This window comes from Streptomyces nitrosporeus, from assembly GCF_008704555.1.
GTDB lineage: Bacteria > Actinomycetota > Actinomycetes > Streptomycetales > Streptomycetaceae > Streptomyces > Streptomyces nitrosporeus.
This window is the reverse complement of the sequence record NZ_CP023702.1, coordinates 3579567-3603850: the sequence shown is the minus strand read 5'-3', so window position 1 is coordinate 3603850 and position 24284 is coordinate 3579567. Positions and strand designations below refer to the sequence as shown.

The following is a 24284-nucleotide window of genomic DNA, read 5'->3' as shown; positions in this document are numbered from 1 at the left end:
CCGCTACGGGCATCGCTGGGGGCATGACAAACGACGAAGCCGTGGCCGCGGAGCCCCCACCGGACGCCACACCGGCACCGCAGAGTCCCACCGGCCCCAACGGACCTGCTGGTCCCAACGGCCCTGCCGGCCCCGTCGGCCCTGCTCGTCCCGCCGGTTCCGGGGACCTGCCGGCCGCACCGGCCGCACCGGCCGCACCGGCCTTATCGGTCGCCCCGGCCGCCCCGGCCGTATCGGACGAGGAGAGGCTGGCGCAGCTCGGCTACACCCAGGTCCTCGCACGCCGGATGTCGGCGTTCTCCAACTACGCCGTCTCGTTCACGATCATCTCGGTGCTCTCCGGCTGCCTGACGCTGTACCTGTTCGGGATGAACACCGGCGGCCCCGTCCTGATCACCTGGGGATGGGCCGGCGTGGGGCTGATGACCCTGTTCGTCGGCCTGGCGATGGCCGAGATCTGTTCGGCCTACCCGACGTCCGCCGGCCTGTACTTCTGGGCGCACCGGCTCGCGCCACGGCGTTCGGCGGCGGCCTGGGCGTGGTTCGCGGGCTGGTTCAACGTCCTGGGGCAGGTCGCCGTCACCGCCGGGATCGACTTCGGGGCGGCGTCCTTCCTGGGCGCCTATCTGAACCTCCAGTTCGGCTTCGAGGTGACGCCCGGCCGGACGATCCTGCTGTTCGCCGCGATCCTGGTCCTGCACGGTCTGCTGAACACCTTCGGGGTCGGCATCGTGGCGTTCCTCAACAACGTCAGCGTCTGGTGGCACGCCGGCGGTGTCGTCGTGATCGTCGGCGCGCTGACCTTCGTACCGGACTCGCACCGGCCGGCGTCGTTCGTCTTCACGGAGTTCGTCAACAACACCGGCTGGGGGAGCGGCTTCTACGTCGTGATGATCGGCCTGCTGATGGCGCAGTACACCTTCACCGGGTACGACGCCTCCGCCCATATGACGGAGGAGACCCGTGACGCGGCCGTGGCGGGCCCGCGCGGCATCGTGCGGTCGATCTGGACGTCGTGGATCGCCGGATTCGTGCTGCTGCTCGGCTTCACCTTCGCCATCCAGTCGTACGAGGGCGCTCTGGCCTCCCCCACCGGTGCCCCGCCCGCGCAGATCCTGCTGGACGCGCTGGGCGCCACGACGGGCAAGCTGCTGCTGCTGGTCGTCATCGGGGCCCAGCTGTTCTGCGGGATGGCCTCCGTCACCGCCAACAGCCGGATGATCTACGCCTTCTCCCGCGACGGCGCCCTGCCGTTCTCCCGGGTCTGGCACACCGTCAGCCCGCGTACCCGTACCCCGGTCGCCGCGGTCTGGCTGGCCGCGCTGGGCGCGCTCGCCCTGGGGCTGCCGTATCTGATCAACGAAACCGCGTACGCCGCCGTGACGTCCATCGCCGTCATCGGCCTCTACATCGCCTATGTCATCCCCACCCTGCTCCGGCTGCTGCGCGGCGAGGACTTCGTCCGGGGCCCCTGGCACCTGGGCCGCTGGTCCCGGCCGGTCGGCGTGGTGGCGGTGGCCTGGGTCGCGGTGATCACGGTGCTGTTCATGCTGCCGCAGGTGTCGCCCGTCACCTGGGGGACCTTCAACTACGCGCCGCTGGCGGTCCTGGCCGTCCTGGGCTTCGCTGCGGCCTGGTGGCTGGTCTCCGCGCGCCACTGGTTCCTGGAGCCGGCCTCCGGCCGGGACGGCCCGCCGTCCGGCCCCGCCGGCGGCACGCCCTGACCCGCCCGCGCCCACGGCAGGGTCCTTCCGGCCGGGTCCCCCCGGCCCGGCCGGACACGGTCCGGGCGAAGGACCTCGGACCCGGCAGGGGATACCCGATCGGCTGCCGGGCCGGGGAGGGCTATGCTTCGGGGGGTGATCCATCGAGGGCCGTTAGCTCAATTGGTCAGAGCAGCGGACTTTTAATCCGTTGGTTGTGGGTTCGAGTCCCACACGGCCTACCACCGGATCACCGCCGGAACCCTCGTTGACCTGCGTCAGCGGGGGTTCTGCCGTTCCCCGGGCCTGTCCGGCGGCGGAATCCGCGGCCGGGGGCCCGCCGGTGTCCCCGGGGGCGCAGTCGGCCGGCGCGGGCCGGGCGCGCCCTTCGTCCGGAGCCCTCAGGCCGAGGGCGACACCGGCCGCGACGAGCAGGGCGCCGACGACGTCCGCGGGACCCACCTCACCGAGTCCGAGCGCGGCGGTGGTGAGCAGTGCGCCCACCGGGACGAGGCCGGCGAAGAGCCCGGCGCGGCCGGCGCCGAGCCGGCGCAGGGCGTCGTACCAGAGGAAGAAGGCGGTGGCTGTGACGAGTACGCCGAGGTAGCCGAAGGCGGCCGCCTCGGTGGGGGTGGGCAGGCGCAGGGCGCTCGTGCCGTCCAGGGCGGTGCTCGCGGCCAGCAGCAGGGGGACGGACAGCGCGGCGGGGTAGGCGGCGACTCTCAGGGGGCCCAGTCTGGGCAGCAGGGGGATCGCGAGGAGCGAGAAGGCGACCTCGCCGGTGAGCGCTCCCAGCGACAGCAGCACACCGTGCGGGCTGCCGCCGCCGAGTCCGGCGGAGACCGCGGCGCCCAGGGTGACGACGGCCGCGGCGCCGACGGTGCGGGCGGCGGGCCGCCGGCGTTCCGTCAGCGGTCCGACGAGGGCGAGGACGATGGGGACCGCCCCGACCACGGTGCCGATCACGGCGGGGCTCGCGTGCCGGGTGGCCTCGACCAGGAAGACGTTGAAGCCGGCCAGGCCGGTGACGGCCAGCGCCACCAGGAGCAGGACGTCACGGGGCGTCAGACGGGCCCGGGGTAAGCGCTGGTGGCGTACGACGGCGAGGAGGATCGCCGCCGCGAGCGCGTAACGCAGGGCCTGGCCGCCGAGGACGGGGTAGTCGGCGATGGTCGCGGACACGGCGGTCGAGGTGCCGACGAGGAGCATCGCGGCGGCGGCGCCTGCGGCCGGGGCGGTGGAGGAGCTCATGCCGCGTACTCCTTCGGCCGCGCGGCGGTGGCCGACGGGGAGAGGACCTTGCGGGTGACGCGTTCGGCGAGGGCGGCGACCAGGGTGCGCGGCCGGCGTGGCAGCAGGTGCGCGGACAGGGCGTTGCCGAGCCCGGGGGCGACGTAGCCGCGGTCGCGGTCGAGCGCGCGCAGAGCGGCGCGTACGACCGGCTCCGGTGTGGTCATCGAGCCGTTGACGGCGGCGTCACGGGTGCCGATGACGTCGAAGAAGGGGGTGTCGACCGGGCCGGGGCACAGGGTGAGTACGCGGATGCCGCGCCGGCGGTACTCCTGGCGCAGGGCGAGCCCGAAGTCCAGTACGAAGGCCTTGGCCGCGCCGTAGACGGCGAAGTACGGGGCGGGCTGGAAGGCCGCGGTGGAGGCGACGTTGACGACCGCGCCCGTGCCGCGCTCCAGCATGCCGGGGAGCAGGGCGTGGGTGAGGCCGACGAGTGCGACGACGTTGACCATCAGCTGGTCGTGGTCGCGGTCCGCGTCGATCTCCTCGAAGCGGCCGCAGGTGCCGAACCCGGCGTTGTTGACCAGCAGGTCCACGCTCAGGCCGCGGGCGGCGAGCCGGTCGGCGACGCGGCGGGCCGCGTCGGGTTCGGCGAGGTCCTGGGGCAGGACATGGGCCCGGGCGCCGTACTTTGCCGCCAGGCGCTCGGCGAGGGCGGTGAGCCGGTCCTCGGAACGCGCCACCAGGACCAGATCGTGCCCACGGGCGGCGAGCCGTACGGCGAACTCCGCGCCGAGACCCGATGAGGCACCGGTGACGAGGGCTGTGCTGCGCATGGGAGAACTCCTGCGGTCGATGGGTAACTGACACAGGAGAGTACTCATGTTCGGCTTATCTGCAACAGAGTTGATGCAGATAATTTGAAGAAGGGTCAGCGCTGTATCATTTTCTGGGTCGAGTGGATGAGCGGGGCGAGTGGAGGGGTGGAAGGCGTCATGGGCGGAACAGCGGCCCGGCCGTTGCGGGCCGACGCGGAGCGCAGCGTGCGCGCGATCCTGGAGGCGGCCGAGCGGGTGCTCTCCGAGGACCCCGGCGCGTCGATGGAGCAGATCGCGGCGGCGGCGGGGGTGGCCAGGACGACGGTCCACCGGCGGTTCGCCCACCGGCAGGCGCTGATCGACGCGTTGGCGGTGTCCGCGGCCCGTCAGCTCTCCCGGGTCGTGGAGGACGGCCGGCCGGACACCGCCCCTCCCCTGGTGGCGCTGCACCGGATCACGGCCGATGTGATCGAGGTGAAGAGCGCCTGGGCGTTCGCCCTGGGGCTGCCGGCCGAACCCGGCAGCGAGGCGGCGGTCCTCCAGCAGGACATCGCCCGGCGTTGCACCACGGTGCTGGAGCGGGCCCGGGAGGCCGGGCTCATCGACGAGGCGGCCGACCTCGACTGGGTCCGGCGTGTCTACTACGCGCTCCTCGGGGAGTGCCTGCACGGGGACCCGGGCGACGCGGAGACCGACGCCGACACCCTCGCGGCCCGCATCATCGACACCCTGTTGCGCGGCGCCGGTCCGCGCTCCTGAGCACGGGCACCACGGAGCCCGGGGGCCCGGTGGAAGACCGTGGGGAAGGCGGAGCGCCCGCGGGGAGGGCGGAGGGCCGTGGACGCGGCGGAGGCGCGCCCTGCGCGGCTATCCGGGGCCCGCCGCGCCCGTCCGCCCGGGGGCCCGGTGGAAGACCGTGGGGAAGGCGGAGCGCCCGCGGGGAGGGCGGAGGGCCGTGGACGCGGCGGAGGCGCGCCCTGCGCGGCTATCCGGGGCCCGCCGCGCCCGTCCGCCCGGGTGTCCCCGCGTGTCGGGCGGGCGTCAGCCGGCGGACCGGCCTGCCGACGCGGCCCACTCGCGGTCGAGGATCGCGTGCACGACGGAGTCGCGCCACTGTCCGTCCTTGCGGATGTGCTCGCGGATGACCCCCTCCTGGACCATCCCGGCCCTGGCCATCGTCCGGGCGGACGCCTCGTTGAGGGGGGCACGCGCTCCCCAGACCCGGTGGAGGCCGAGTTCCTCGAAGGCCAGGCCGAGGAGGAGGCGTACGGTCTCCACGCCGTAGCCCCGGCCCCAGGTGTCGGGGCGGAGCGCGAAGCCGAAGGTCGCGCCGCCGGGCTGGTGCGGGTCGGTGGCGACGCGGCCGACGCCGATCGCCTCGCCGTCCTGCCGCGTGGTGACGGCGAAGGCGAATTCCGTACGGGGCGTGGCGGTGGCCGAGGTGCGGAAACGGGTGACGATCTCCGTGGTCTGGTCACGGGTGCGCGGCCCGAAGGACATGTGGCGGTTGACCTCGGGATCGCCGTAGACCGCGAGGACCGCGTCCACGTCGTCGGCGGTGAGCTCGCGCAGGGCCAGACGGCCGCTTCGGCGGCTGAGCGGATACAGGGGCGGCATGGGCGGACTGTACCGATGGGGGGCGGTGTGTTCCAGGGTGCCGGGACGCGCGGGACGTCCGCCGGGGCCACCGGACGGCCCGGCCCCGGGCGCCGGGCAGCGGATCGGGCGGAGCGGGCGGTAACAGCCGACGGCCGTCCGTGTCAGTCCAGTCCTTCCGCCCGCAGGTCGTACATCAGCAGGAAGGCACGGTACGTCTCCGCGGAGACGTCCTCGCAGGACTCGGGCCGGTGGGTCGCGGTCGAGGTGTTGTCGAGGGACCTCCGGCAGGCGGCCTCCGTCTCGGCCTGCGAGGGGATGCCGGAGACGAACGCGGCGAACAGCAGGACCACCGAGAGGACGACCACGCCGATACGGATGCGCATGGTCTCCCCAACGACGGCGCCGCCCGGCTGGTCACTGCCGTGCGGTCACCCGTCCGTTCCCCCCGGCTCACCCGGCGGACACCGGGGTGTCACTCGGCGTCGTCGGCGAGCGGCGGCAGGTCCGGCTCGACGAACAGGCCCGCGTACTGCGGTGCGGGAGGCGGGGCCGGTGTGCCCAGGTCCTTCGCCACGCTCGGGCTTTCGTTGTGCCGGTGCGTGGAGCGTGCGGGCATGTCGGTCATCAGCGGTCCTGTAGGTAGGTGTGCGGTGAGAGCCCACGACCGGCCGCCGGCTGTGCCGGGCGGAGGTCTTCGACCGGTGCGGCGACAGGGGCCGCTCCCGGTGCACGTCGCTCCGGGGGCGTCCGGACCATCAGCGGTGCATGCAGACTGTAACTCTCCCGGCACGGCTTTCCCCTGAATTTGCTTTGTCCGGCACGAGGTTCACGGCGGGACGGGCGCCCTCGGCGCGGCGGTGAAGGGAAAAGGGGATGCCCCGGGCGTGAGCCGGGGCATCCCCTCGAAACCGCGGTGCCGGTGCCCCGGCGGCCGGGCGTCAGGCGTTCTGCGTGGTCGTCCCGGCCTCCGCGATGTCGGCGGTGTCCCCGGCGGGAGCGTCCGCAGGGGTGGCGGCGGGACCGGCCGGAGAGGCCGCCGGGGCTGCCTTCGACGTCTTGCGGATGTGCGTCATCAGACCGATGAACCCCGCGATGAACCCGCTGAACAGGCCGGATATGGCGTGGTTCAGCGCGTTGACCCCCTCGCCGTCAGGCATGCCGATGGCGAGGTAGTTGATGAGGGCGCTCATCACCGCCCCTGCCAGTCCGCCGATGAGTCCACTGGTGATCGAGACCCGCAACGGCGACGGCTCGGTGGACGGGACGTGGTCAGATCTGAGCGGGGTGGACATCGTCGAAGGCCCTCCAGACAGGCTTCAAGGCAAGATCGGGGGGTGCGGCAGCAACATCTTTGGGCAAAGCGCTACACATGGCAACCACTTGCTACATCCGATGTGTTGATGCACGTCATCGGGCGGACGGATGCCTTCCGCGGGCGCCCCGCGCGGAGCGCCCGGACGGTCGCCCCGCACGGGGTCCGGACGGTCGCCCCGCGCGGGGTCCGGACGGCCGGCGGGGCGCGGGTGGTCGGGAGCACCCCGCGGATGCCGTAGAGTTGTCATCACAACGGCGCGGGGTGGAGCAGCTCGGTAGCTCGCTGGGCTCATAACCCAGAGGTCGCAGGTTCAAATCCTGTCCCCGCTACTGAAGACGGTGGCCCGGATCCTGATCAAGGATCCGGGCCACCGTCGTATGCCCGCCCCCTCACCGGCCTCACCCCCTCCACTCCACCGCCGGTTCCGCCGGTACCGGCCCGGTGGGCGGCGGGTGCTCGACCTCGACGCAACGTGAAGATCCAGCGTTTCCGGCGGGGAGCGGTCCGTCCGGGAAACCGCACGGCGGCACTGCGCCTGGCTGCCGGTGACGGCGCCGGTGGCCCGGTCCGTACGCCACCGGGCCGGGCGAGACGTATACCGCCGATCCGCGCTCCGCGAAGAACTACGATCGCTAGGGGGACGGATGCGCCGTCTTCGTACGGGATGCACTGACGATCTACGCGGGGCACGCGTTCTCCGGCCGACCACCGGGGAGGGCGGCTTCGGCGCGCTCCTTCCTTCGGCCGACGACCGGTCGCGCACCACGGCGCGGCTCCGGCCGGGCCGGGTGCCGGGCGCGGTACCGTCCGCAGCCGTGGGCGGACCGGGCAGGAGTGCACAGGTGGGGATGCGGGACGGACGGCGCGGTGCGCGGGTGCGGGGGACCGGCACCCGGGGGGCCGGGGCCCGGCGGTTCGTACGGCTGCTGCCGTGGCTGCTGATCGGGGTGGGACTGCTGATCGACCTGGCGTCCCCGCCGACGGTCACGGCCGTCCCCCTTTTCGCCGCGGCCCCCCTGGTGGCGGCCCCCTTCTTCTCCTTCGCCGGCACCGCGGGCGCCGGGATCGTCTCGGTGCTGGCCGTGGTGGGAATCAGGCTCTGGGACGGGGTGGTCCTGGATGTGGTGCCGGTCACCGAGCTCCTCACCCTGGTCACCGTCTCGGTGCTCGCCCTTCTGATCAACGGCGTCGTACGGCGCGGCAGCGAGCAGTTGGCGTCCGCGCGGGCCATCGCGGAGACCGCGATGCGGGCGGTGCTGCCCACGCCGGAGGAACGGATCGGCGGCCTGCTGGTCGCGGCCCGCTACGAGGCGGCGCAGGCCGACGAGTTCGTGGGCGGCGACCTCTACGCGGTGGTGGACACGCCGCACGGCGTACGGCTGGTGCTCGGTGACGTCCGCGGCAAGGGTCTGGACGCGGTGGGGGCGGTGGCCGTGGTGATCGGGGCGTTCCGGGAGGCCGCGGAGACGGAGCTCTCGCTGGAGGGGGTGGCCCAGCGGCTGGAACGGGCGCTGGCCCGGGAGGGCGAGCGGCGCGGTGGGCTGGACTCCATGGAGGGGTTCGTCACGGTGGTGCTCGCCGAGATCCCCACGGGCTCCGGGGCGTTGCGGATCGTCAACCGGGGACACCCCGAGCCGCTGCTGCTGCACGCGGACGGCCGGCTCGACGTACTGGCGCCGTCCAGGCCGGCGATGCCGATCGGGATGGGGCTGGAGACGTGGCCGGACCGGTCGGAGGAGTGGGAGATGCCCCCGGGGTCGACGCTCCTGGTCTTCACGGACGGCCTGTCCGAGGCGCGTGACGCGGCCGGGTCCTTCTACGACCCGGAGGAGCGGCTGCGCGGCCGGATCTTCCCCGGCCCGGAAGAGCTGCTCTCCGCGCTGACGGACGACGTCCGGCTGCACACCGGGGGGCGTTCCACGGACGACATGGCCCTGCTCGCCGTCGGCAGGCCGGCGCTCGGCCAGCCGGCCCGGCGCAGGACGGTGAGGATCGTGGGCCGGACCGGGGGATGACGGGGGGCGACACACGGTGACCGACGGACCCCGCTCCGCATAACATTTGACGAACCGTCAGAAACTGGCGAGTAGGCAAGGCCCGTTCAAGTGGCCCGTTTGAGGGTGGTTGATACCTGAAAGTCCGGGCCATGAGCGGGAACGATCAAGAGGAACGGCTTGGAATCGGAGCCGGGTGTCTATTAACGTTCGATAACGCAGCGCGGTCGTCCCAGTCGTCGCAAGAGGCGGCACCGTGCGCACGCGCCGAATTCCGCAAGGGAACCGGGGAACCACCTACATGGGGTGAATCGGGCATCCAGGTCTCGTCAGTGACCCGGGTACCCGTAGGAGACCTTCCTGCTCCGAACCCGTCAGCTAACCCGGTAGGCGAGAAGGAAGGAAAGGAGTGCGCCCACGTGGCGTCCAACCAGCCTGCCCCCGAGGCCCCGTCGTCCTTCAGGCCCGCGTCCCCCGGGGACGAGGAGCGGTCGTGGGGGGAGTGGAACCCCACCGAGGAGTCCGTCCGGCCCGTGCGCGGCAGGCACCGCGTAGCCAAGCAGCGTGGCCTGGCCCGTAGTTCCACGGTTCTCGGTGTCGGTGTGATCGCGGCCGTCGGCGCGGGCGGCATGGCCACCGCGCAGAGCAAGCCGCCGGTCTCCATCTCCCTTCCGGACGCCATCACCGACAAACTTCCCGACGCCTCATCCCTTCCCGGTGTGGGCGCGTTCATGTCCGACGATTCCGGAACGGACGCGACGCGGCCCGTTTCCGCCGCTCCGCTGACCACCGCCGGCATCACCGTCGCGGAGGCCGAGCAGGGCGCCACCGACGCCGGTGAGGCGCTGCGCGCCCGCATCCTCCAGCAGGCCGAGCAGCAGCAGGCCGACGCCGACGCCGAGGCCAGGGCGGCCGAGGAGAAGGCGGCGGCGGAGCGGGCCGCACAGGAGGCCGCGAAGCAGCAGAGCGAGGCGGAGGCCCAGGCCGCAGCCGAGAAGAAGGCGGCCGAGGAAGCGGCGAAGAAGAAGGCCGAGGCGGAGCGCCTGGCCAAGCTGGCCGCCAGCTACGCCGCCCCGACGTCCTCCTACACGCTCACCTCGACCTACGGCCAGTCCGGTTCGATGTGGTCCTCCGGCTCCCACACCGGCCTGGACTTCGCCGCTCCGACCGGCACCCCGGTCAAGGCCGTCCACGGCGGTGTCATCAAGTCGGCGGGCTGGTCGGGGTCGTACGGCTACCGCACGGTGCTGGAGCTCGATGACGGTACCGAGATCTGGTACTGCCACCAGTCCTCGATGAACGTGTCCGCCGGCCAGCGGGTCGCCACCGGCGACACCATCGGCCGGGTCGGCGCCACCGGCAACGTGACGGGCCCTCACCTCCACCTGGAGGTCCACACCGCAGACGGCGCGGGCGTCGACCCGCTGACCTGGCTGCGCGGCAAGGGCCTGACGATCTGAGCCCCGCGCGCCGGCCACCGCCGGCGCCCCATGCCCCGGCAGCCCTGACGCACACCCCCCGACGTCAGGGCTGCCGGTCCCTTCCCGGGTCCCCGGCTCCGGTTCCCGGCGGCCGCCACGGACGGAATAGCAGGTTCCCTCGCACCGTTGGCCCCGGTATGACCACCTATCGCGCACTCGGTTCCTCGGACCTCAAGGTCTTCCCGCTGGCCCTCGGCGGCAACGTCTTCGGCTGGACGGCCGACGAGGCCGCCTCCTTCGCCGTTCTGGACGCCTACACCGAGGCGGGCGGCAACTTCGTCGACACCGCCGACTCCTACTCGGCCTGGGTCCCGGGCAACGAGGGCGGTGAGTCGGAGACCCTGATCGGGAAGTGGCTGAAGGCGCGCGCCCGCCGCGACGACGTGGTGATCGCGACCAAGGCCGGCGCCCATCCCGCGTACAAGGGTCTGGCCGCGGCCACCCTCAAGGAGGCGGCGGAGGCGTCGCTGCGGCGGCTCGGCACCGACCACATCGACCTGTACTACACGCACTTCGACGACGAGAGCGTGCCGGTCGAGGAGATCATCACGGCCCTGGACCAGCTGGTGAAGGCGGGGAAGGTCCGGGAGATCGCGGCCTCCAACATCAGCCCGGAACGGCTCAGGGCATCGCTGGACTTCTCCGAGCGGGAGGGCCTGGCCCGCTACGTGGCGCTGCAGCCGCACTACAACCTGGTCTCCCGCGACACCTACGAGGGCCCGCTGCTCGACACCGCGTCCGCCGCCGGGCTGGCCGCCGTACCGTACTTCGCGCTCGCCTCCGGCTTCCTCACCGGCAAGTACCGGCCCGGCAAGGACGTCGACAGCGCCCGGGCCGGCAGCGCGGCCCAGCACCTGGAGTCGGAGCGCGGCCGCAGGGTGCTCGCGGCTCTCGACGAGGTCGCCCGGGAACACGACGCCGAGGTCGCCACCGTCGCCCTGGCCTGGCTCGCGGCCCGCCCGACCGTCGTGGCACCGATCGCCTCGGCCCGTACGGTCGCGCAGCTTCCCGCGCTCACCGCCGTGGCGGACCTGGAACTGACCGGCCGGCAACTGGCCGACCTCACCGAGGCGTCCGCCTGACCCCCACCGGGACGGCCACCCGGCCCCCCGTCCGGGCCGGTGCTCAGACCGGTGGTGTCCCGTCCCGGCCCGGGACCCCGCCCCGGCCGGGGCCCTCGCTCCGGCCGGGTGCGGCGCCGCCGGTGTGCAGATACGGGTTGTAGCCGCCGTAGTGCCGGTGCGGCGCGGGTACCGGCCGGGCGGCCGGCTGCCACCGGGGGGCCTGGCCGTACGGGGACTGCCGGGGCAGCACTCCCGGTACGGGCGGCCCGGCCCGGTGGATCCGGCCCGTCACCTGGGCCGCGTACGTCAGGGCCGGGCTCGCGACGGCCCGCCGCTGCCACAGATGGTGCAGCAGCTCCCTCTCCCGCACGGCGAAGTCCTCCCCGGGCCCGTCGTGACGGGCCCGGCGGCGCAGCATCGCCAGGGAGGTCGCGAACGACTCGTACTCCGCGACCGCACGCGCCGCCTGCTTGCCGCGGGCGGGATCCGGATGGCTCCCGAGGTGCCGCGCGGCGTCGCGGGCGACCCCCCGGGCCCGCAGCGAGGCCAGGGCCAGCGGCTCGGGCCAGGCGAGCCAGCCGGCCGAGGCGTAGACCGGGAGCTCCTCGGCGAGCGTGCGCAGTTCCCGCTGCCGTGACCAGACCGCCAGCCAGGTCACCAGCCCGAAGCACGGCATCATGAACACGCCGTACACCAGGTAGAAGCCGTACGGACCGAGGACCGAGGAGCCGTTCCACGCGGCGTGCATCCCCATGGCCAGGAGGAGCCCGAGGACGGGGAACAGGACCCTGCGCACCCGGTGGCGCCGCCCGGCGGCGGCCGCGAGCCCGAAACCGATCCCGGTGAGCACCGTGAACAGGGGATGGGCGAAGGGCGACATCAGCACCCGTACGACGAACGTCCCGACGGTCACCGAACCGAAGCCGGCCGCCCCCGCCTGCTGGTCCTCGCCGAAGGCGTTGCCGAGGTACAGGATGTTCTCGGTGAAGGCGAAACCGGTCGCGGTGAACCCGGCGACCACGATGCCGTCGACCAGCCCGCTGAACTGCCTTCTGCGGAACAGGAAGATCAGCACGAGTGCGGCGGCCTTCGCGCTCTCCTCGACGACCGGCGCGATGACGGTGGCCCCCAGGGTGTCGGCGCCCGCCGGGTCGGCGGTGGCCGTCGCTATCCAGCGCGTCGCGAAGGAGTTGGCGACGATCGCCACCAGCGCCGCGGCGCAGGAGCCCCAGGCGAACGCGAACAGCAGGCTCCGCCAGGGGCCGGGATCGACCCGGTCCAGCCAGCGGAACGCCCCCATCAGCAGCGGGACGGGCAGCACGGCCAGTCCCAGCCCCACCAGGAAGCCCTCGGTGCCGGTCTGCTCACGCACCAAGGCCAGGATCACCAGACCGCACAGGGCGAGCACGAAGACCACCGCACCCGCACGGAACGCCCTGCTGCGCCAGACCAGGCCGACACGGCGCGGCCGGTAGAGCCAGTGGCGGCGCCCCGGCACGGCGGCCAGGAACTCGTCGACCGGCTGGGCCCCGAGGACGGGCACAGCGGGCTGCCCCGTCGCTGCGGGACCGCCCGGAGGCCCCCCGGGGCCGGGCCCGCCCGGCCACCCCTCCGGGGCGGGTGCGGATACGCCCGGCCGCCCTCCGGCTCCGGGCGCGGTCGCCCGTTCCCCCGGGACCGGGCCTGCCTGCTGGTGCTGCGGGAACCCCTCGGACACCTGACGACCCTAACGAGGAGGACCGACAACGGGCCACGGCCCGTCGGCCGGCCCGGGGCCCGGTGGCCGGCCGGCGACGGTCTGGGCCGGTCCGGTGGTGTCGGTCGGGACCGGTCCGCCGGTGAAGGCCGGGACCGGTCCGCCGGTGACGGTCAGGTCCGGTCCGCGCGCCGGGTGAAGAGCAGGTCGTGGACGAGGTGGCCCTTGTCCAGGCCCTGGCCCTCGAACCGGGTCAGCGGCCGGAACGCGGGCCTCGGCGCATAGCCGCCGTCCGCCTGGGTGTTCTCGTACAGGGGGTGCGCGGTGAGGACGTCCAGCATCTGCTCCGCGTAGGGCTCCCAGTCCGTCGCGCAGTGGACCAGCGCCCCGGGCTTCAGCCGCTGGGCCGCCAGGTCGAGGAACTCCGGCTGGATCAGCCGCCGCTTGTGGTGCCGGGTCTTGGGCCAGGGGTCGGGGAAGTACACCCGGAGCCCGTCCAGCGCCCCGGGCGCCAGCATCTCGCGGAGCAGGATGATCGCGTCACCGTTGGCGACCCGGACGTTGGTCGCCCCGGCCCGGTCCGCGAGCCCGAGGAGGTTTCCCTGGCCGGGCGTGTGCACGTCCACGGCGAGGATCCCGGTGCCCGGGTCCTCGGCCGCCATCTGCGCGGTCGCCTCGCCCATGCCGAAGCCGATCTCCAGCACCACTGGGAGCCCGTCGAAGAGCGTGGGCAGATCGAGGATCCGCCGGCCGTCGATGTCCAGGCCCCACTTGGGCCAGAGCCGCTGGAGGGCGTCCTCCTGGCCGGCGGTCACCCGGCTGCGGCGGGGCTGGAAACTGCGGATACGGCGCTCGTGGTGCGAGCCCGCCGGGTCGGCCGCGGGGCCGCCGGGAAAGCGCGGCTCCTGGCGCAGCCTGCGCTGCCGCTCGAAGGACGCCTCCCGGCGTGCCTCGGCGTCCCGGGCCTCGGTGTCGAGGGTTTCGGCCTCCCGGGCCCCGGCGGCCGGGTCCCCGGCGTCCGCGAGCGGCGCCGGGACCTCGGTCCGGGCCGCCGGGGCGGTGGGGGCGGCGGCCGTCGAGGCCGCCTCGGCACCGGGCGTCTTGGGGGTGGGGTTCACAGGCTCAGACACAATGACCCGATTCTACGGCGAGCGGGCTCCAACCCGTCGCCCGTGCCCGCAGCAGGGCCCGACGCGCCACCTCCCTCCCCAGCGGCAGCGCGGCGGTCACGGCGGGCACCGGGACGTTCAGCACATGCACGGCGTGCGGGGCGTCCCGGAGCAGGAAGTCGTCGACGGGGGTGCCGTCCCGCAGGACCGCCGTCTGCGTCCGGGCACCGGACGGGCCGGGCCGCAGATCGTCCTCGGCCACCCCGGGAAGCAGCCGCCGAAGGGCCCGCGCGACGGCCTGCCGCGACGAGGCGGCGGGGGCCTCGGCCACCCCCTGGCGGCCGGCCGGGCGGGCGGCCCGCCAGACGCCGGACCGGCTGAGGGCGGGCGCCCGCAGGCGTGAGAGGCGCCCGGCCGGCCGGTGCCGGCCGGACGCCTCCGCTCCGGCGGAGGTGACGGACCAGCCGATGCGGACCGTGCCGTCGAGGCCCTGGGACAGCCGCACCCCGGGATACGGCGAGCCCGGGTCCGGCACCTGGCGGACGAGCCCGCGCACCAGTCCGGGGGCGGTCAGTTCGTAGCACTCCTCGCGCAGCGGAACGATCCGGACGCCCGGGTCGTCGCCGGTGAGCCCGGCGACGCGTCCGCTGTCCCCGTCCGCGCAGTTGACCAGGGTCCGGGCCCGGACCACCCGGCCGTCGGACGTCCGCACCGCGACGCCCCAGGGGCGCCGGTCGACGGCCACGACCTCCGCGTCGTACCCGATGCGGCCGCCGGCCGCGCCGAACTCGGCGGCCAGGCGGTCCGACACGGCGGCGAAGTCGCACACCCCGCCCGCCCCGACCAGGATCGCGGCGTGCGCACGCACCCGCGGTTCGTGCTCCGCGATCTGGGCGGGGCCGAGCTCGCGCACCGGCAGCCCGTGCGCCCGGCCGCGCTGCACCAGGCCGTGCAGCCGGGGCAGTCCGCCGCTGCCGGTCGCCACGACCAGCTCACCGGTCACCGTGTGGGCGATGCCGTGCTCGGCGCAGAAGGCGGCCAGCTCGGCCGCGCCCCGCACCGTGCAGCGGGCCCTGAGGGTGCCCGGGGCGTGCTGGATACCGCTGTGGACTGCCTCACCGCCGCTCCACACCGCCGCCCTGTCACCGTGGACCGCCCCGTCACCGCGGACCGCCCCGTCACCGCGGACCGCCCCGTCACCGCGGACCGCCCCGTCACCGCGGACCGCCCCGTCACCGCGGACCGCCCCGTCACCGCGGACCGCCCCGTCACTGCGGTCCGCCCTGCCGCCCGGCCCCGTACCCCCCGCTGCGGACCCGCTCCGCGCCGCACCACCGGACGGCGACCCGGCCCGCCCCGCACCATCGGGCCAGGGCCCGGCGGCCCGTCCGGCGGGGTTTTGTCCCTTCCCCAGCACCATGACCCGGGCGCCGGGTGCGGTGCGCGTGAGCGCGTACGCGCTCGCCAGACCGACGATCCCCGCGCCGACCACCAGCACATCGCAGTCGTACGCCGCATGTGTCGTCACCACGCCACCTCCCACCCCGATACTGCACCGCCCCACTGACAACGACCGCGACCCGGGGCGTACGCCCGTGCGGCGGTGGCGTCCGGGCGGGCGGTGTCAGGCCGGGGACACCAGGAGCGGGCGCGCCCGCTCACGCAGCTCCGCGACACGCGGCTCGTCCCCGTACGGCTCCAGGCGGTGCAGCAGGTCGCGTACGTACTCCGTGGTGCGCGCCGAGGAGATGCGTCCCGCCACCTCGACGGCGCGGGTGCCCGCGGCACAGGCCGCGTCCAGGTTGCCCGACTCCAGCTCCGCGACGGCCGACACCACGAGGCGCAGGCCGTGCGAGCGGACGAACTCGTCCGTGGGCCTGGACAGGGCCTGCTCGGTGAAGCGGCGTACCTGCCTCGGCGCCTTGAGGTCGCGGTAGCACTCGGCGGCGTCGGCGGCGAACCGGTCGTACGAGTAGAAGCCGAGCCAGCTCGGGTCGCAGTCGCCGGCCCGGGAGCGCTCCAGCCAGCTCTCGGCGGCCCTGAGCGCGGACCCCGCGGCCGGTGCGTCGCCGGCCTTGGCATGGGCGCGCGCCTCCACGAGCCGGAAGAAGCTCATCGTCCGGGCGGTGGCCAGGCCCCGGTTGCGCTCGACGGCCGCCTGCGCGAGGTCCACGCCCTCGTCGGCGAACCCGCGGTAGGTCGCCTGGAGGGACATCGAGGCGAGCACGTATCCGCCGAGCGGCACGTCGGCGGCGGCCCGGGCGAGACGCAGGGCCTGGATGTAGTAGCGCTGGGCGGCCTCCTGCTGCCCGGTGTCGAACGCCATCCACCCGGCGAGCCGGGTGAGTTCGGCGGAGGCGCCGAACAGGGCGCGGCCCACCTCGTCGCTGTACGAACCCAGCAGCAGCGGTGCCGCGTCGACGCGTAAGCACTCCGGGACCATCGAGGAACGCCAGTCCCCTCCGCCGTACTTGGAGTCCCAGCGGCGGGCGTCCTGGGCGGCCTCGCGCAGCTTGGCCACGTCGCTGTGGCCGACCCGCAGGAGAGAGGGCGAGGCGTCGGCCGCGCCGTCCGGTCCGGGCTGGGCGGGCACCCCGGCCGCCCCTCTGCCGGTTCCTCCCGCGGGAGGCCCCTGGAGAACGGACGGACCGTGCGCCCCGGATGCGCCCTGGGCGCCGGGAACGCCTCCCTGGACCGCCGAGGGGTCCCGGGCGACGGACGGGTCGGCGGGCGTGATGAGCCACCGTGACGCCGGCGTGGCGTACGCGCTCACCGCGAAGGAGCCCGCCAGCGACTGCCAGATCCCGCCACCCCGGCGCCCGGCCGGATCCAGCCGGTAGAGGTCGGTCGCCGAACGCACCGCCTCACCCACGTCACGGGGGAAGGCCAGCCCGACCTCCGGCGCCGGGTCGGCGTCGGCCAGCCCGATCTCGTGCAGCGGGACGGGGCGGCCGAGTTTGGCCCCTATCGCCGCGGCGATGAGATGGGGCGCGGCACCCTGCGGCACCATTCCCTTGGCGACCCATCTGGCCACCGAGGTCTTGTCGTAACGAAGTGTCAGTCCGCGCTGTGCTCCGAGGTCGTTGACCCGCCGGGCGAGCCCGGCGTTGCTGATTCCCGCGAGGGCGAGAACTGTGCCGAGCTTCTCGTTCGGCCCGCGTTGCTCCCTGGACATGCGTCACCCCTCGACACACAGACGGCCGCCGCGTCACCCGGGAGGCGCGCGGCATTCGTACCGTGTCCTCCCCAGCCGCGGGCCCCGGCACGCACGCGCACACGCATGTGGCCGAGCCCCGTGGAATATGCCGCCCTGCTGAGAACATCGGTAAACACAGCGTAGTTCGCCGCATCCCTACCGTTAAGGGTCAGTCGTCCGGATGGCGGGAATGTTGCCCGTGCGGGCAAAGTGCGCGCGCCCGCTCCCTCCGCGCGCGGGTCCGCACGGCCTGCCCGCCCCCGCGCCGTGCCCCCGGGCGGGGCCCGGACGGCCGCCGCGGGCCCTGTGCGCCGTGCTCCCGGTGTGTGGCCGTGCGCCCGGCCGTGCGCTCTCGTCCGGCCTGGGGGCAGGCGCTTCGATGGGTCCTGCGTGGGTCGGCCCGCTGCACTGGACACAGCGGGCTGGGGGAGACCGCCGCTCCAATCCCCGCGGGCGGCGAACCGGTCCGGGAGGTGGCGCACACCTCCCGGACCGTGCCGTATGCGGCTCGACGGGGAGCGGGCGGGCCGGCCGGCGCACCGGGGGGATGTGCCGGCCGGTACGCCGGCGGCCGGCGGGCACGGCTCCCGCCGAAAGCCCGGGGACGGGCGCGGTGGACGGGTGCCGGGACGCCGTTTCCCGGGCGCGGCCTCCCGCGCCGGCGGGCGGTCCCGGGGAACGGGGCGGACGGCCCCGGCCGGAGCCTGCGGAGCGAAACGCGCGGGGGCGGCGCGAGGTGAGAATGGCCGAATTCCGATGGTCGGTCATCACGCTCGTGAAGAAAGCGAAACTGGCCGGATCGCATCTGGCGGCGAGGGCGTTCGCAGGGGCTCGGCGGCACCTGTACGCCACAACAACCGGAACCTCTGGTTCCGTTGGGTTGGGGTGGCGGAGCCACCGGTGTGGCCTTTGCCAGGGGCGCATGCTCATCCCGTGTGCGCTGCCCGTACACCCTCCGGGCCGCCGTTGTCGTGGCAGCATGTCCCGCAGCGGCGTTCCCGGGTCCTGGCACGCCGGTTCGTCCACAGCCCGTGGAGGCGGCGATGCGTTGGTTGGTGGGGTGGAGCAGTATCGCCGCGAGCTTCTCCGCCGTGGGTGCGGGGGACCCGCGGGAGGACGGGAGCACGGTCCACCCCGTGGGCGCCCAGCCCCTGTGGGGCGGCCCGGACCCGCTGTGGGCCGTCGGTGACTGGCGGCCGGACGAGATCCGGGTCGTCACGGTCCCGGCGCCCGGGGGCGCGCCCGCCACCCGCCTCGCGGTACTGGGCTGTTGCGGAGCCGGCGACGAGCAGTTGCGGGTCGGGCTGCTCGCGGCCCGGGGCGGGGCACTGCGCCATCTCACGGCCTGGCCGGGCAGTTACACGGCCGTCGTGCAGACCGGCCGGCGTACCACCGTCGTCGGGGACCTCGCCGGAGCGCGGCCCGTCTTCCACACACCCTGGGCGGGCGGCACCGCGTACGCCACCGCGGCACTCCCGCTCGCCGACCTGGTCGAGGCCCAGCTGGACATCGGTCATCTGGCGGCCCTGCTCGCCTGCCCGGAGTCGCCCGAGGCGCTGGGCGACGGCACCCCCTACGAAGGGGTGAAGCGGGTCCCGCCGGGCCACGCGCTGATCCTCCGCGAGGGTTCGCGTGAGATCACCGGGTACGAGGCGGTGGCCTCGCTCGCGGTCGCCGCCCCGCAGGCCGACCCGGTGAGCGCCGTCGAAGGGGTACGGGACGCGCTGGTCGAGGCCGTACGGGCCCGGCTCACCGCGCCCCGGCACGCCCCGCAGACCCTGCCGCCCGACCCGGGGCCCGTCCCGGGGATGGGGCCGGCCGACCGCCGCGCCGCCCGGGGGGCGCCGGTACCCGGTATCGGCGCGGACCTCTCCGGGGGCAGCGCCTCCGCCACGCTCGCCCTGCTGGCCGCCGGACTGCCGGGGCTCCCGGGAACCGTCCTCGGCCACGGCACGGGCGCGGGCGAGCGGCTCCTCGCCGTCACCTTCAACGACCTGGCCACCCAGGGCCGCGAGGACGAACTGGAACGGGCCCGCGTCATCGCGGCCGACCCCCGGCTGCACCACGTCGTCGTCGCCGCGGGGGAGGAGGCACTGCCCTACGCCTCCCTGGAGAGCGGCCCGCTCACCGACGAACCCGCGCCCTCCCTCGTCGTCGCCGAGCGCCACCGGCGCAGACTGGCCGCGGGCAGCGCCGACCACTTCGTCGGGCACGGCGCCCGCCAGGTGCTCGACGCGCACCCGGCCCGGCTGGCCGACCTCCTCATGGACCGGCGCAGACGCCACCTCCTGCGGCCCGTCGCCGCGCTCGCCAAGGCCGAAGGGCCGTCCGCCCACTCGCTGTTCGTCCCGCTGGCCGTCTACCGTGCCGCCCGGAAGCTGGCCCGCACCTCCTACCGCACCGGCCTGGAGACGGCGGCCGGACTGCTGCCCGACGCCAACCGCCACGCGCCCGGCCTCGACACCCCCGCCGACGCCTCCCTCGCCGCCCTCGCCTGGTCCCGCCCGGGACCGGCCGCCCGCTGGCTCACCGGGGAGGCGCTCGCCGAGGTGTCGGTCCGGCTCCAGGGAGCGGCGGTCCGCCCGGCGCCGGTGCAGCGCCCCGGGGAGGCCCGCGCCCGGGCCGCCCTCGCCCGGCACGCGACCGACCAGCGGATCCTGGAACAGGCCGCGGAGATCCGCAGCCAGCGTCTGCACGCCCCCTTCCTCGACAACCAGGTCGTACGCGCCGCCCGCGCGCTGCCCGAGTCGTTGCGGGTCCAGCCGGGGGCCCGGCCGGCGATCCTGCGGCGGGTGCTCGCCGGGGCCGGCATCCACGACCTCCCGCCCGGCTGGGGCGCCCCGTCCCAGGCCACGACGGACGCGGCCGGGCGCCTCGGTCTGCGTACCGCCCTTCCCGAGCTGATCGCCCTGTTCGACGCCCCGCTGCTCGCGGACGCGGGACTGATCGAGGCCCGTGTCGTACGGAAGGCCCTGCGCGCCGCGGCGGAGGGCGAACCGCTGCCCCTGGACGGTCTCGCCGACCTGGCGTCCACGGAACTCTGGCTGCGCCGCCTGGTGACCCGGCGGGGCACCTGCTGGACCGGGACGGCGGCCCAGCGCCTGCGTGCCGTGGCGGGCGGGGTGGCCCCGGCCCGCCGGACGCTCCAGTCCTGAGCCGCGCCCCGCCGGGACGGGACGGTACGGGGCGGACGCGTGTCCACGGGGCCTGAGGAACGACGGGGCGGACGCGTGTCCACGGGGCCTGAGGAACGACGGGGCCGGGTGCCGCGGCCCGGGACACAATGAACCGATGCGGTACTTGATCCTCGGCGTCACCGAGGCCCTGGACGACAACGGCGACCCGCTGCCCGTCGGCGGGCCCCGGCTGCGCGCCCTGCTCGCGGCTCTGGCCGTGCGGGCGGGCCGGCCGGCGGGCGTCGCCGCGCTCGTCGACGACGTATGGGCGGCCGGCGACCGGCCGCACGACGCGCCGGCCGCCCTCCAGGCACTCGTGGGACGGCTGCGCCGGGTGCTCGGCCGGCAGGCGGTGCCCGGGACGCCGGGTGGCTACCGTCTGGACGCCGCTCCCGAGGACATCGACCTCCATGTCTTCGAGCGGCTTGCCCGCCGGGGTTCCGCCGAACTGGCCGCGGGGGACGCCGAGACCGCTGCCCGCACACTGCGTGATGCTCTGGCCCTGTGGCGCGGCCCTCTCCTCGCCGACCTCCCCGGCAGCGGACGGGCGTACGCGGCACGGGCGGAGGCGCACCGGCTCACCGCGGTCCAGCAGCGCGTCGAGGCCGACTTCCGGCGCGGTGCGCGGGAGGGCCTCGTCCCCGAGCTGAGGGAGCTCGTCGCGACGCATCCGTACCACGAGCCCCTGCGGGCCCAGCTCGTCCGGGCACTGCGCGCCGAGGGCAGACAGGCCGACGCCCTCGTCGCGTACGAGGAGGCCCGCCGGGCCCTCGCCGACGGTCTGGGCACCGGCCCGGGCCCCGAACTCACCGCCCTCCACCGGGAACTCCTGGACCCTGCCCCTGTTCCGGATCCGGCGCCGCCCCCTGTTCCTGCTCCTGCTCCGGTTCCTGCTTCGGAGGGCCGGGGAAGCCCGGCGGGCCCGGACGGGCGGGGAGCCCCGGACGGGCGGGGAGCCCCGGGCGGCCCCGGTGGACGGCACGGGACAGGGGCGGACCCCGCCGCGCCCACCGCCACGGGTCCCCGCGCCCGCAGCGGCCCTCCGTGGCCCGGGGGCCGCCCGGGGGCGATGGGACGTCCCGGCCCTGCCGGCTACTCGGACATCTCGGGCCGGCCGGACCCCACGGCCACCACCGGCCCTGCCGGTCTCATGGCCCCCACAGTCCCCACAGCCACCACCGGTTCGACCGATCCCGGGGACCCCACGGGCTCCACCGGCCCCGCGGCCCCGGTGGCCTCCGCCGTCCCGGAGGGCCCCGGGGGCGCGCACCACGTAGCCGGCACCGTCGATCCCGTCCACGGAGCCGGTACGGCTGCGGGCAACATCCGCCCCCGGCTCACCTCCTTCGTCGGACGCACCACCGAGCTGCGGGACATCCGAGCCGAACTGGGCCGTGCCCGGCTGGTCACCCTCACCGGGACCGGTGGCTCGGGGAAGACCCGGCTGGCCGAGGAAGCGGCGGCGGGGGAGGGCGCCTGGCTCGCCGAGCTGGCCCCGCTCGACGACCCCGCCGCGGTGCCCGGAGCCGTGCTCTCCGCGCTCGGCCTGCGTGAGACGGCCCTTCTGCGCGATGCCGCCCGCGACGGCGGTGCCGTGTCCGACGACCCCACGGACAGGCTCGTCGAGCATCTTTCCGAACGCTCCCGGGCCCGCCCCTTCCTCCTCGTGCTGGACAACTGCGAGCACGTCGTCGACGCGGCCGCGGCCCTCGCGGAAACCCTGCTCACCCACTGCCCGGGGCTGCGTGTCCTCGCCACGAGCCGTGAACCCCTCGGTGTCCCCGGCGAGGTCGTGCGCCCCGTGGACCCCCTGGCCCCGGACCCGGCGCACCGGCTCTTCGCCGAACGGGCCCGTGCGGTCCGGCCGGGCTTCGACCCGGAGGCGGCCGACGGCACCCCGCAGGCCGTGGCCGAGATCTGCCGAAGGCTGGACGGGCTGCCGCTCGCCATCGAACTGGCCGCGGCCCGGCTGCGGTTGCTCACCCCGCGCCAGATCGCGGACCGCCTCGACGACAGGTTCCGGCTGCTGACCAGCGGCAGCCGCACCGTGCTGCCCCGCCAGCAGACCCTGCGGGCGGTCGTGGACTGGTCCTGGGACCTGCTCACGGAGGACGAACGCACCCTCCTGCGCCAGGTGTCCGTCTTCGCCGGGGGCTGGGACCTCGCCGCCGCCGAAGCGGTGACCGCCCGCCCGGACACCGCCTCCCCGGGCGGGACCGGCCCGGACACGGCGTCCCTGCTCGGAGCCCTCGTGGACAAGTCGCTCGTCCTGGCCTCCCCGGACGGGTACGGCGAGATGCGCTACCGCCTCCTGGAGACCATCCACGAGTACGCGGCCGAGCGCGCCGCCGAGACCCCGGACGTACTCGCCGCCGCCTCCGCCGCCCACACCGCCTGCTTCGCGGCCCTCGTGACGCGCGCGGACCCGCAACTCCGGTCCGCGGGGCAACTGCCCTGGATCCGCCGCCTGGAGACCGACCTCGACAACGTACGGGCCGCCCTGCACCGTGCCGTCGTCACCGACCCGGACGAGGCGGAGGCGCTGCGCATGGTGCTCAGCACCGGCTGGTTCTGGTGGCTGCGCAACTTCCGTACGGAGGGCCTCGGCTGGGCGGACCGCGCGGCCGCGATGGGCACCGATCCCACGGATCCGGGCGACCCCCGCTACTGGCCCCGGATGCACCTGCACATGCTGCGGTTCTTCCTCACCGCGGAGAGCCGGCCGATGGACGACATCCTCGAGGACGAGGCGTTCCAGGCGCTGGTGAACCGGGTGTCCTCGGCCTTCGCGGCCCTCGACAGCCCCGAATCCGCCCGCTTCCCCGGACTGCTGTGGCCCCTCACCGCCTATATGCGCCGCGGGCACGACGTGGATGTGCTCGCGCAGTTCGACGCGGCCGTCGCCCACACCCGTGAGCACGGCGGGGACTGGGAGTACGGCGTCACCCTGATGTTCCGCACCCACATGCTGGTGGACACCCCGCAGGGTGTGGACGGCATCGAGGAGGACCTCGCCGAACTGCGGGCGCTGAGCCACCGCATCGGCGACCGCTACCTCCGTGCCCAGGTGACGAGCGCCGCCGCGGAGGCGGGGATGATGTGGGGGAAGTACGAGGAGTCGCGGGCCGCCTACCGGGAAGCGCTGCAACTCGCCCGCGAGGTGGGCGCCCACGCGGAGGAGCCGTTCCTGCTCGGCCGCCTCGCCGAGATCTCCTACCGTACGGGGGACCTGGAGAGCGCCCGCCGAGGACTGGACCGGGCGGAGGAGGTGGCGAGGCGCCGGCACGTGCGGGACGCCCACGCCCACATCGGTTTCCTGCGGGCCTCGATCGCCCTGGCGGAGAGACGGATCCCCGAGGCGCGGCGCTTCCTGGAGGAGGCGGGCCGCAACCAGGTGTACGGCAGCCCGCCCCCGCAGTTCACCGCGGCGGCCCAGGGAATGGCCGCGTACATCAGCGTGTTCGAGCCGTCCGGCGGCCCCGCCGTCGGCCTCCGCGGAATCACGAAGGCCCTGGGCCTGGCCGCCGAAGCGGGCTGCCCGGAGGTCTACATGGCGTACCTGACGGAAGCGGCGGGCCTCACCCTGCCCCGGCTGGGACTGGACGCGGCAGCGGTACGTGTGCTCGCCGCCGCGGACGGATGGCGTCCGCCCGTCCTCCGTCCGGCGACGGAGGAGGCCGAGCTGGCGGCGGCCCTGGACCGGCTGCGCGCACGTCTGGGCCCGCAGCGGTACGCCGCCGAGCGCGCCAGGGGCGCACGGATGACCCTGGCGGACACCGTGGCCTACCTGACCACCGTGAACGGGGAGGCCGCCGGCGGGGGTGCCTCCGGGTAGACGGCCGCCGCCGAGGAGGATGCCTTCGCCGGGGAAGGGGCCGTGGGCGAGGAGGACGCCTCCGGCGG

At 74.9% G+C, this 24284-nt stretch carries 16 protein-coding genes, 2 tRNA genes, 1 pseudogene and 1 riboswitch; of the genes and pseudogenes, 9 read left to right on the top strand and 10 right to left on the bottom strand.

Features of this window, described 5'->3' with window-relative positions; all coding sequences use genetic code 11:
- Window positions 1-23: 23 nt before the first annotated feature.
- Both CP967_RS15995 and CP967_RS15990 read left to right on the top strand, forming a co-directional pair.
- A complete protein-coding gene (locus CP967_RS15995; RefSeq protein ID WP_229888535.1) occupies window positions 24-1724 on the top strand; it encodes an amino acid permease in 1701 nt (566 codons plus the stop codon).
- Window positions 1725-1871: 147 nt separating this feature from the next.
- Window positions 1872-1948 (top strand) — tRNA-Lys (locus tag CP967_RS15990).
- A gap of 175 nt (window positions 1949-2123) precedes the next feature.
- On the opposite strand, the pseudogene CP967_RS35435 reads toward CP967_RS15990, so the two are convergent.
- Window positions 2124-2912: pseudogene (locus tag CP967_RS35435) on the bottom strand (DMT family transporter); the annotation flags it as partial.
- A 38-nt stretch (window positions 2913-2950) separates the two neighbouring features.
- The gene (locus tag CP967_RS15980) at window positions 2951-3769 is read right to left on the bottom strand and encodes an SDR family NAD(P)-dependent oxidoreductase (protein ID WP_150488626.1); all 819 of its coding nucleotides are present in this window, start codon (window positions 3767-3769) and stop codon (window positions 2951-2953) included.
- A 159-nt stretch (window positions 3770-3928) separates the two neighbouring features.
- On the opposite strand from CP967_RS15980, the gene CP967_RS15975 reads away from it, so the two are divergent.
- Complete coding sequence (locus tag CP967_RS15975) at window positions 3929-4510, top strand: TetR/AcrR family transcriptional regulator (RefSeq protein ID WP_190175170.1); 582 nt, start codon at window positions 3929-3931, stop codon at window positions 4508-4510.
- A 282-nt stretch (window positions 4511-4792) separates the two neighbouring features.
- On the opposite strand, the gene CP967_RS15970 is transcribed toward CP967_RS15975, so the two are convergent.
- From CP967_RS15970 to CP967_RS15960, 4 genes are all read right to left on the bottom strand, one after another.
- Window positions 4793-5359: a GNAT family N-acetyltransferase gene (locus CP967_RS15970; protein ID WP_150491879.1), complete on the bottom strand. Its 567-nt coding sequence runs from the start codon at window positions 5357-5359 to the stop codon at window positions 4793-4795.
- A gap of 152 nt (window positions 5360-5511) precedes the next feature.
- On the bottom strand, window positions 5512-5733 hold the full coding sequence (locus CP967_RS15965; protein ID WP_150488624.1) for a hypothetical protein: 222 nt from the start codon (window positions 5731-5733) through the stop codon (window positions 5512-5514).
- A gap of 89 nt (window positions 5734-5822) precedes the next feature.
- Window positions 5823-5975, bottom strand: coding sequence for a hypothetical protein (locus tag CP967_RS34005; RefSeq protein ID WP_167535387.1), 153 nt, complete (start codon window positions 5973-5975; stop codon window positions 5823-5825).
- A 313-nt stretch (window positions 5976-6288) separates the two neighbouring features.
- Window positions 6289-6642: a hypothetical protein gene (locus CP967_RS15960; protein WP_150488623.1), complete on the bottom strand. Its 354-nt coding sequence runs from the start codon at window positions 6640-6642 to the stop codon at window positions 6289-6291.
- A gap of 278 nt (window positions 6643-6920) precedes the next feature.
- On the opposite strand from CP967_RS15960, the gene CP967_RS15955 reads away from it, so the two are divergent.
- From CP967_RS15955 to CP967_RS15940, 4 genes are all read left to right on the top strand, one after another.
- Window positions 6921-6994 (top strand) — tRNA-Met (locus CP967_RS15955).
- 513 nt (window positions 6995-7507) lie between these two features.
- Window positions 7508-8680 (top strand): PP2C family protein-serine/threonine phosphatase, encoded by a 1173-nt coding sequence (locus tag CP967_RS15950; protein ID WP_150488622.1) that lies wholly within the window; start codon window positions 7508-7510, stop codon window positions 8678-8680.
- A 234-nt stretch (window positions 8681-8914) separates the two neighbouring features.
- A riboswitch (cyclic di-AMP (ydaO/yuaA leader) is annotated at window positions 8915-9067 on the top strand.
- Between the two features lie 11 nt (window positions 9068-9078).
- Entirely contained in the window at window positions 9079-10119 is a 1041-nt protein-coding gene (locus CP967_RS15945; RefSeq protein WP_150488621.1) for a M23 family metallopeptidase, read from the top strand.
- A gap of 158 nt (window positions 10120-10277) precedes the next feature.
- Complete coding sequence (locus tag CP967_RS15940) at window positions 10278-11222, top strand: aldo/keto reductase (protein ID WP_150488620.1); 945 nt, start codon at window positions 10278-10280, stop codon at window positions 11220-11222.
- A gap of 43 nt (window positions 11223-11265) precedes the next feature.
- Here CP967_RS15940 and CP967_RS15935 read toward each other — a convergent pair whose 3' ends face one another.
- The 4 genes from CP967_RS15935 to CP967_RS15910 form a co-directional block, all read right to left on the bottom strand.
- Window positions 11266-12747: a PrsW family intramembrane metalloprotease gene (locus tag CP967_RS15935; RefSeq protein WP_150488619.1), complete on the bottom strand. Its 1482-nt coding sequence runs from the start codon at window positions 12745-12747 to the stop codon at window positions 11266-11268.
- 326 nt (window positions 12748-13073) lie between these two features.
- Entirely contained in the window at window positions 13074-14030 is a 957-nt protein-coding gene (gene trmB, locus CP967_RS15930; protein WP_150488618.1) for a tRNA (guanosine(46)-N7)-methyltransferase TrmB, read from the bottom strand.
- Entirely contained in the window at window positions 14023-15537 is a 1515-nt protein-coding gene (locus CP967_RS15925) for an FAD-dependent oxidoreductase (RefSeq protein ID WP_229888534.1), read from the bottom strand. The genes trmB and CP967_RS15925 overlap by 8 nt, the downstream gene beginning before the upstream one ends.
- 96 nt (window positions 15538-15633) lie before the next feature.
- Window positions 15634-17184, bottom strand: coding sequence for an NsdA family TPR-like regulatory protein (locus CP967_RS15910; RefSeq protein ID WP_150488617.1), 1551 nt, complete (start codon window positions 17182-17184; stop codon window positions 15634-15636).
- A gap of 1064 nt (window positions 17185-18248) precedes the next feature.
- Here CP967_RS15910 and CP967_RS15905 point away from each other — a divergent pair.
- A complete protein-coding gene (locus CP967_RS15905) occupies window positions 18249-20360 on the top strand; it encodes an asparagine synthase-related protein (protein WP_150488616.1) in 2112 nt (703 codons plus the stop codon).
- A gap of 136 nt (window positions 20361-20496) precedes the next feature.
- Window positions 20497-24216, top strand: a complete 3720-nt coding sequence (locus CP967_RS15900; RefSeq protein WP_150488615.1) for an AfsR/SARP family transcriptional regulator — start codon at window positions 20497-20499, stop codon at window positions 24214-24216.
- Window positions 24217-24284: the final 68 nt, after the last annotated feature.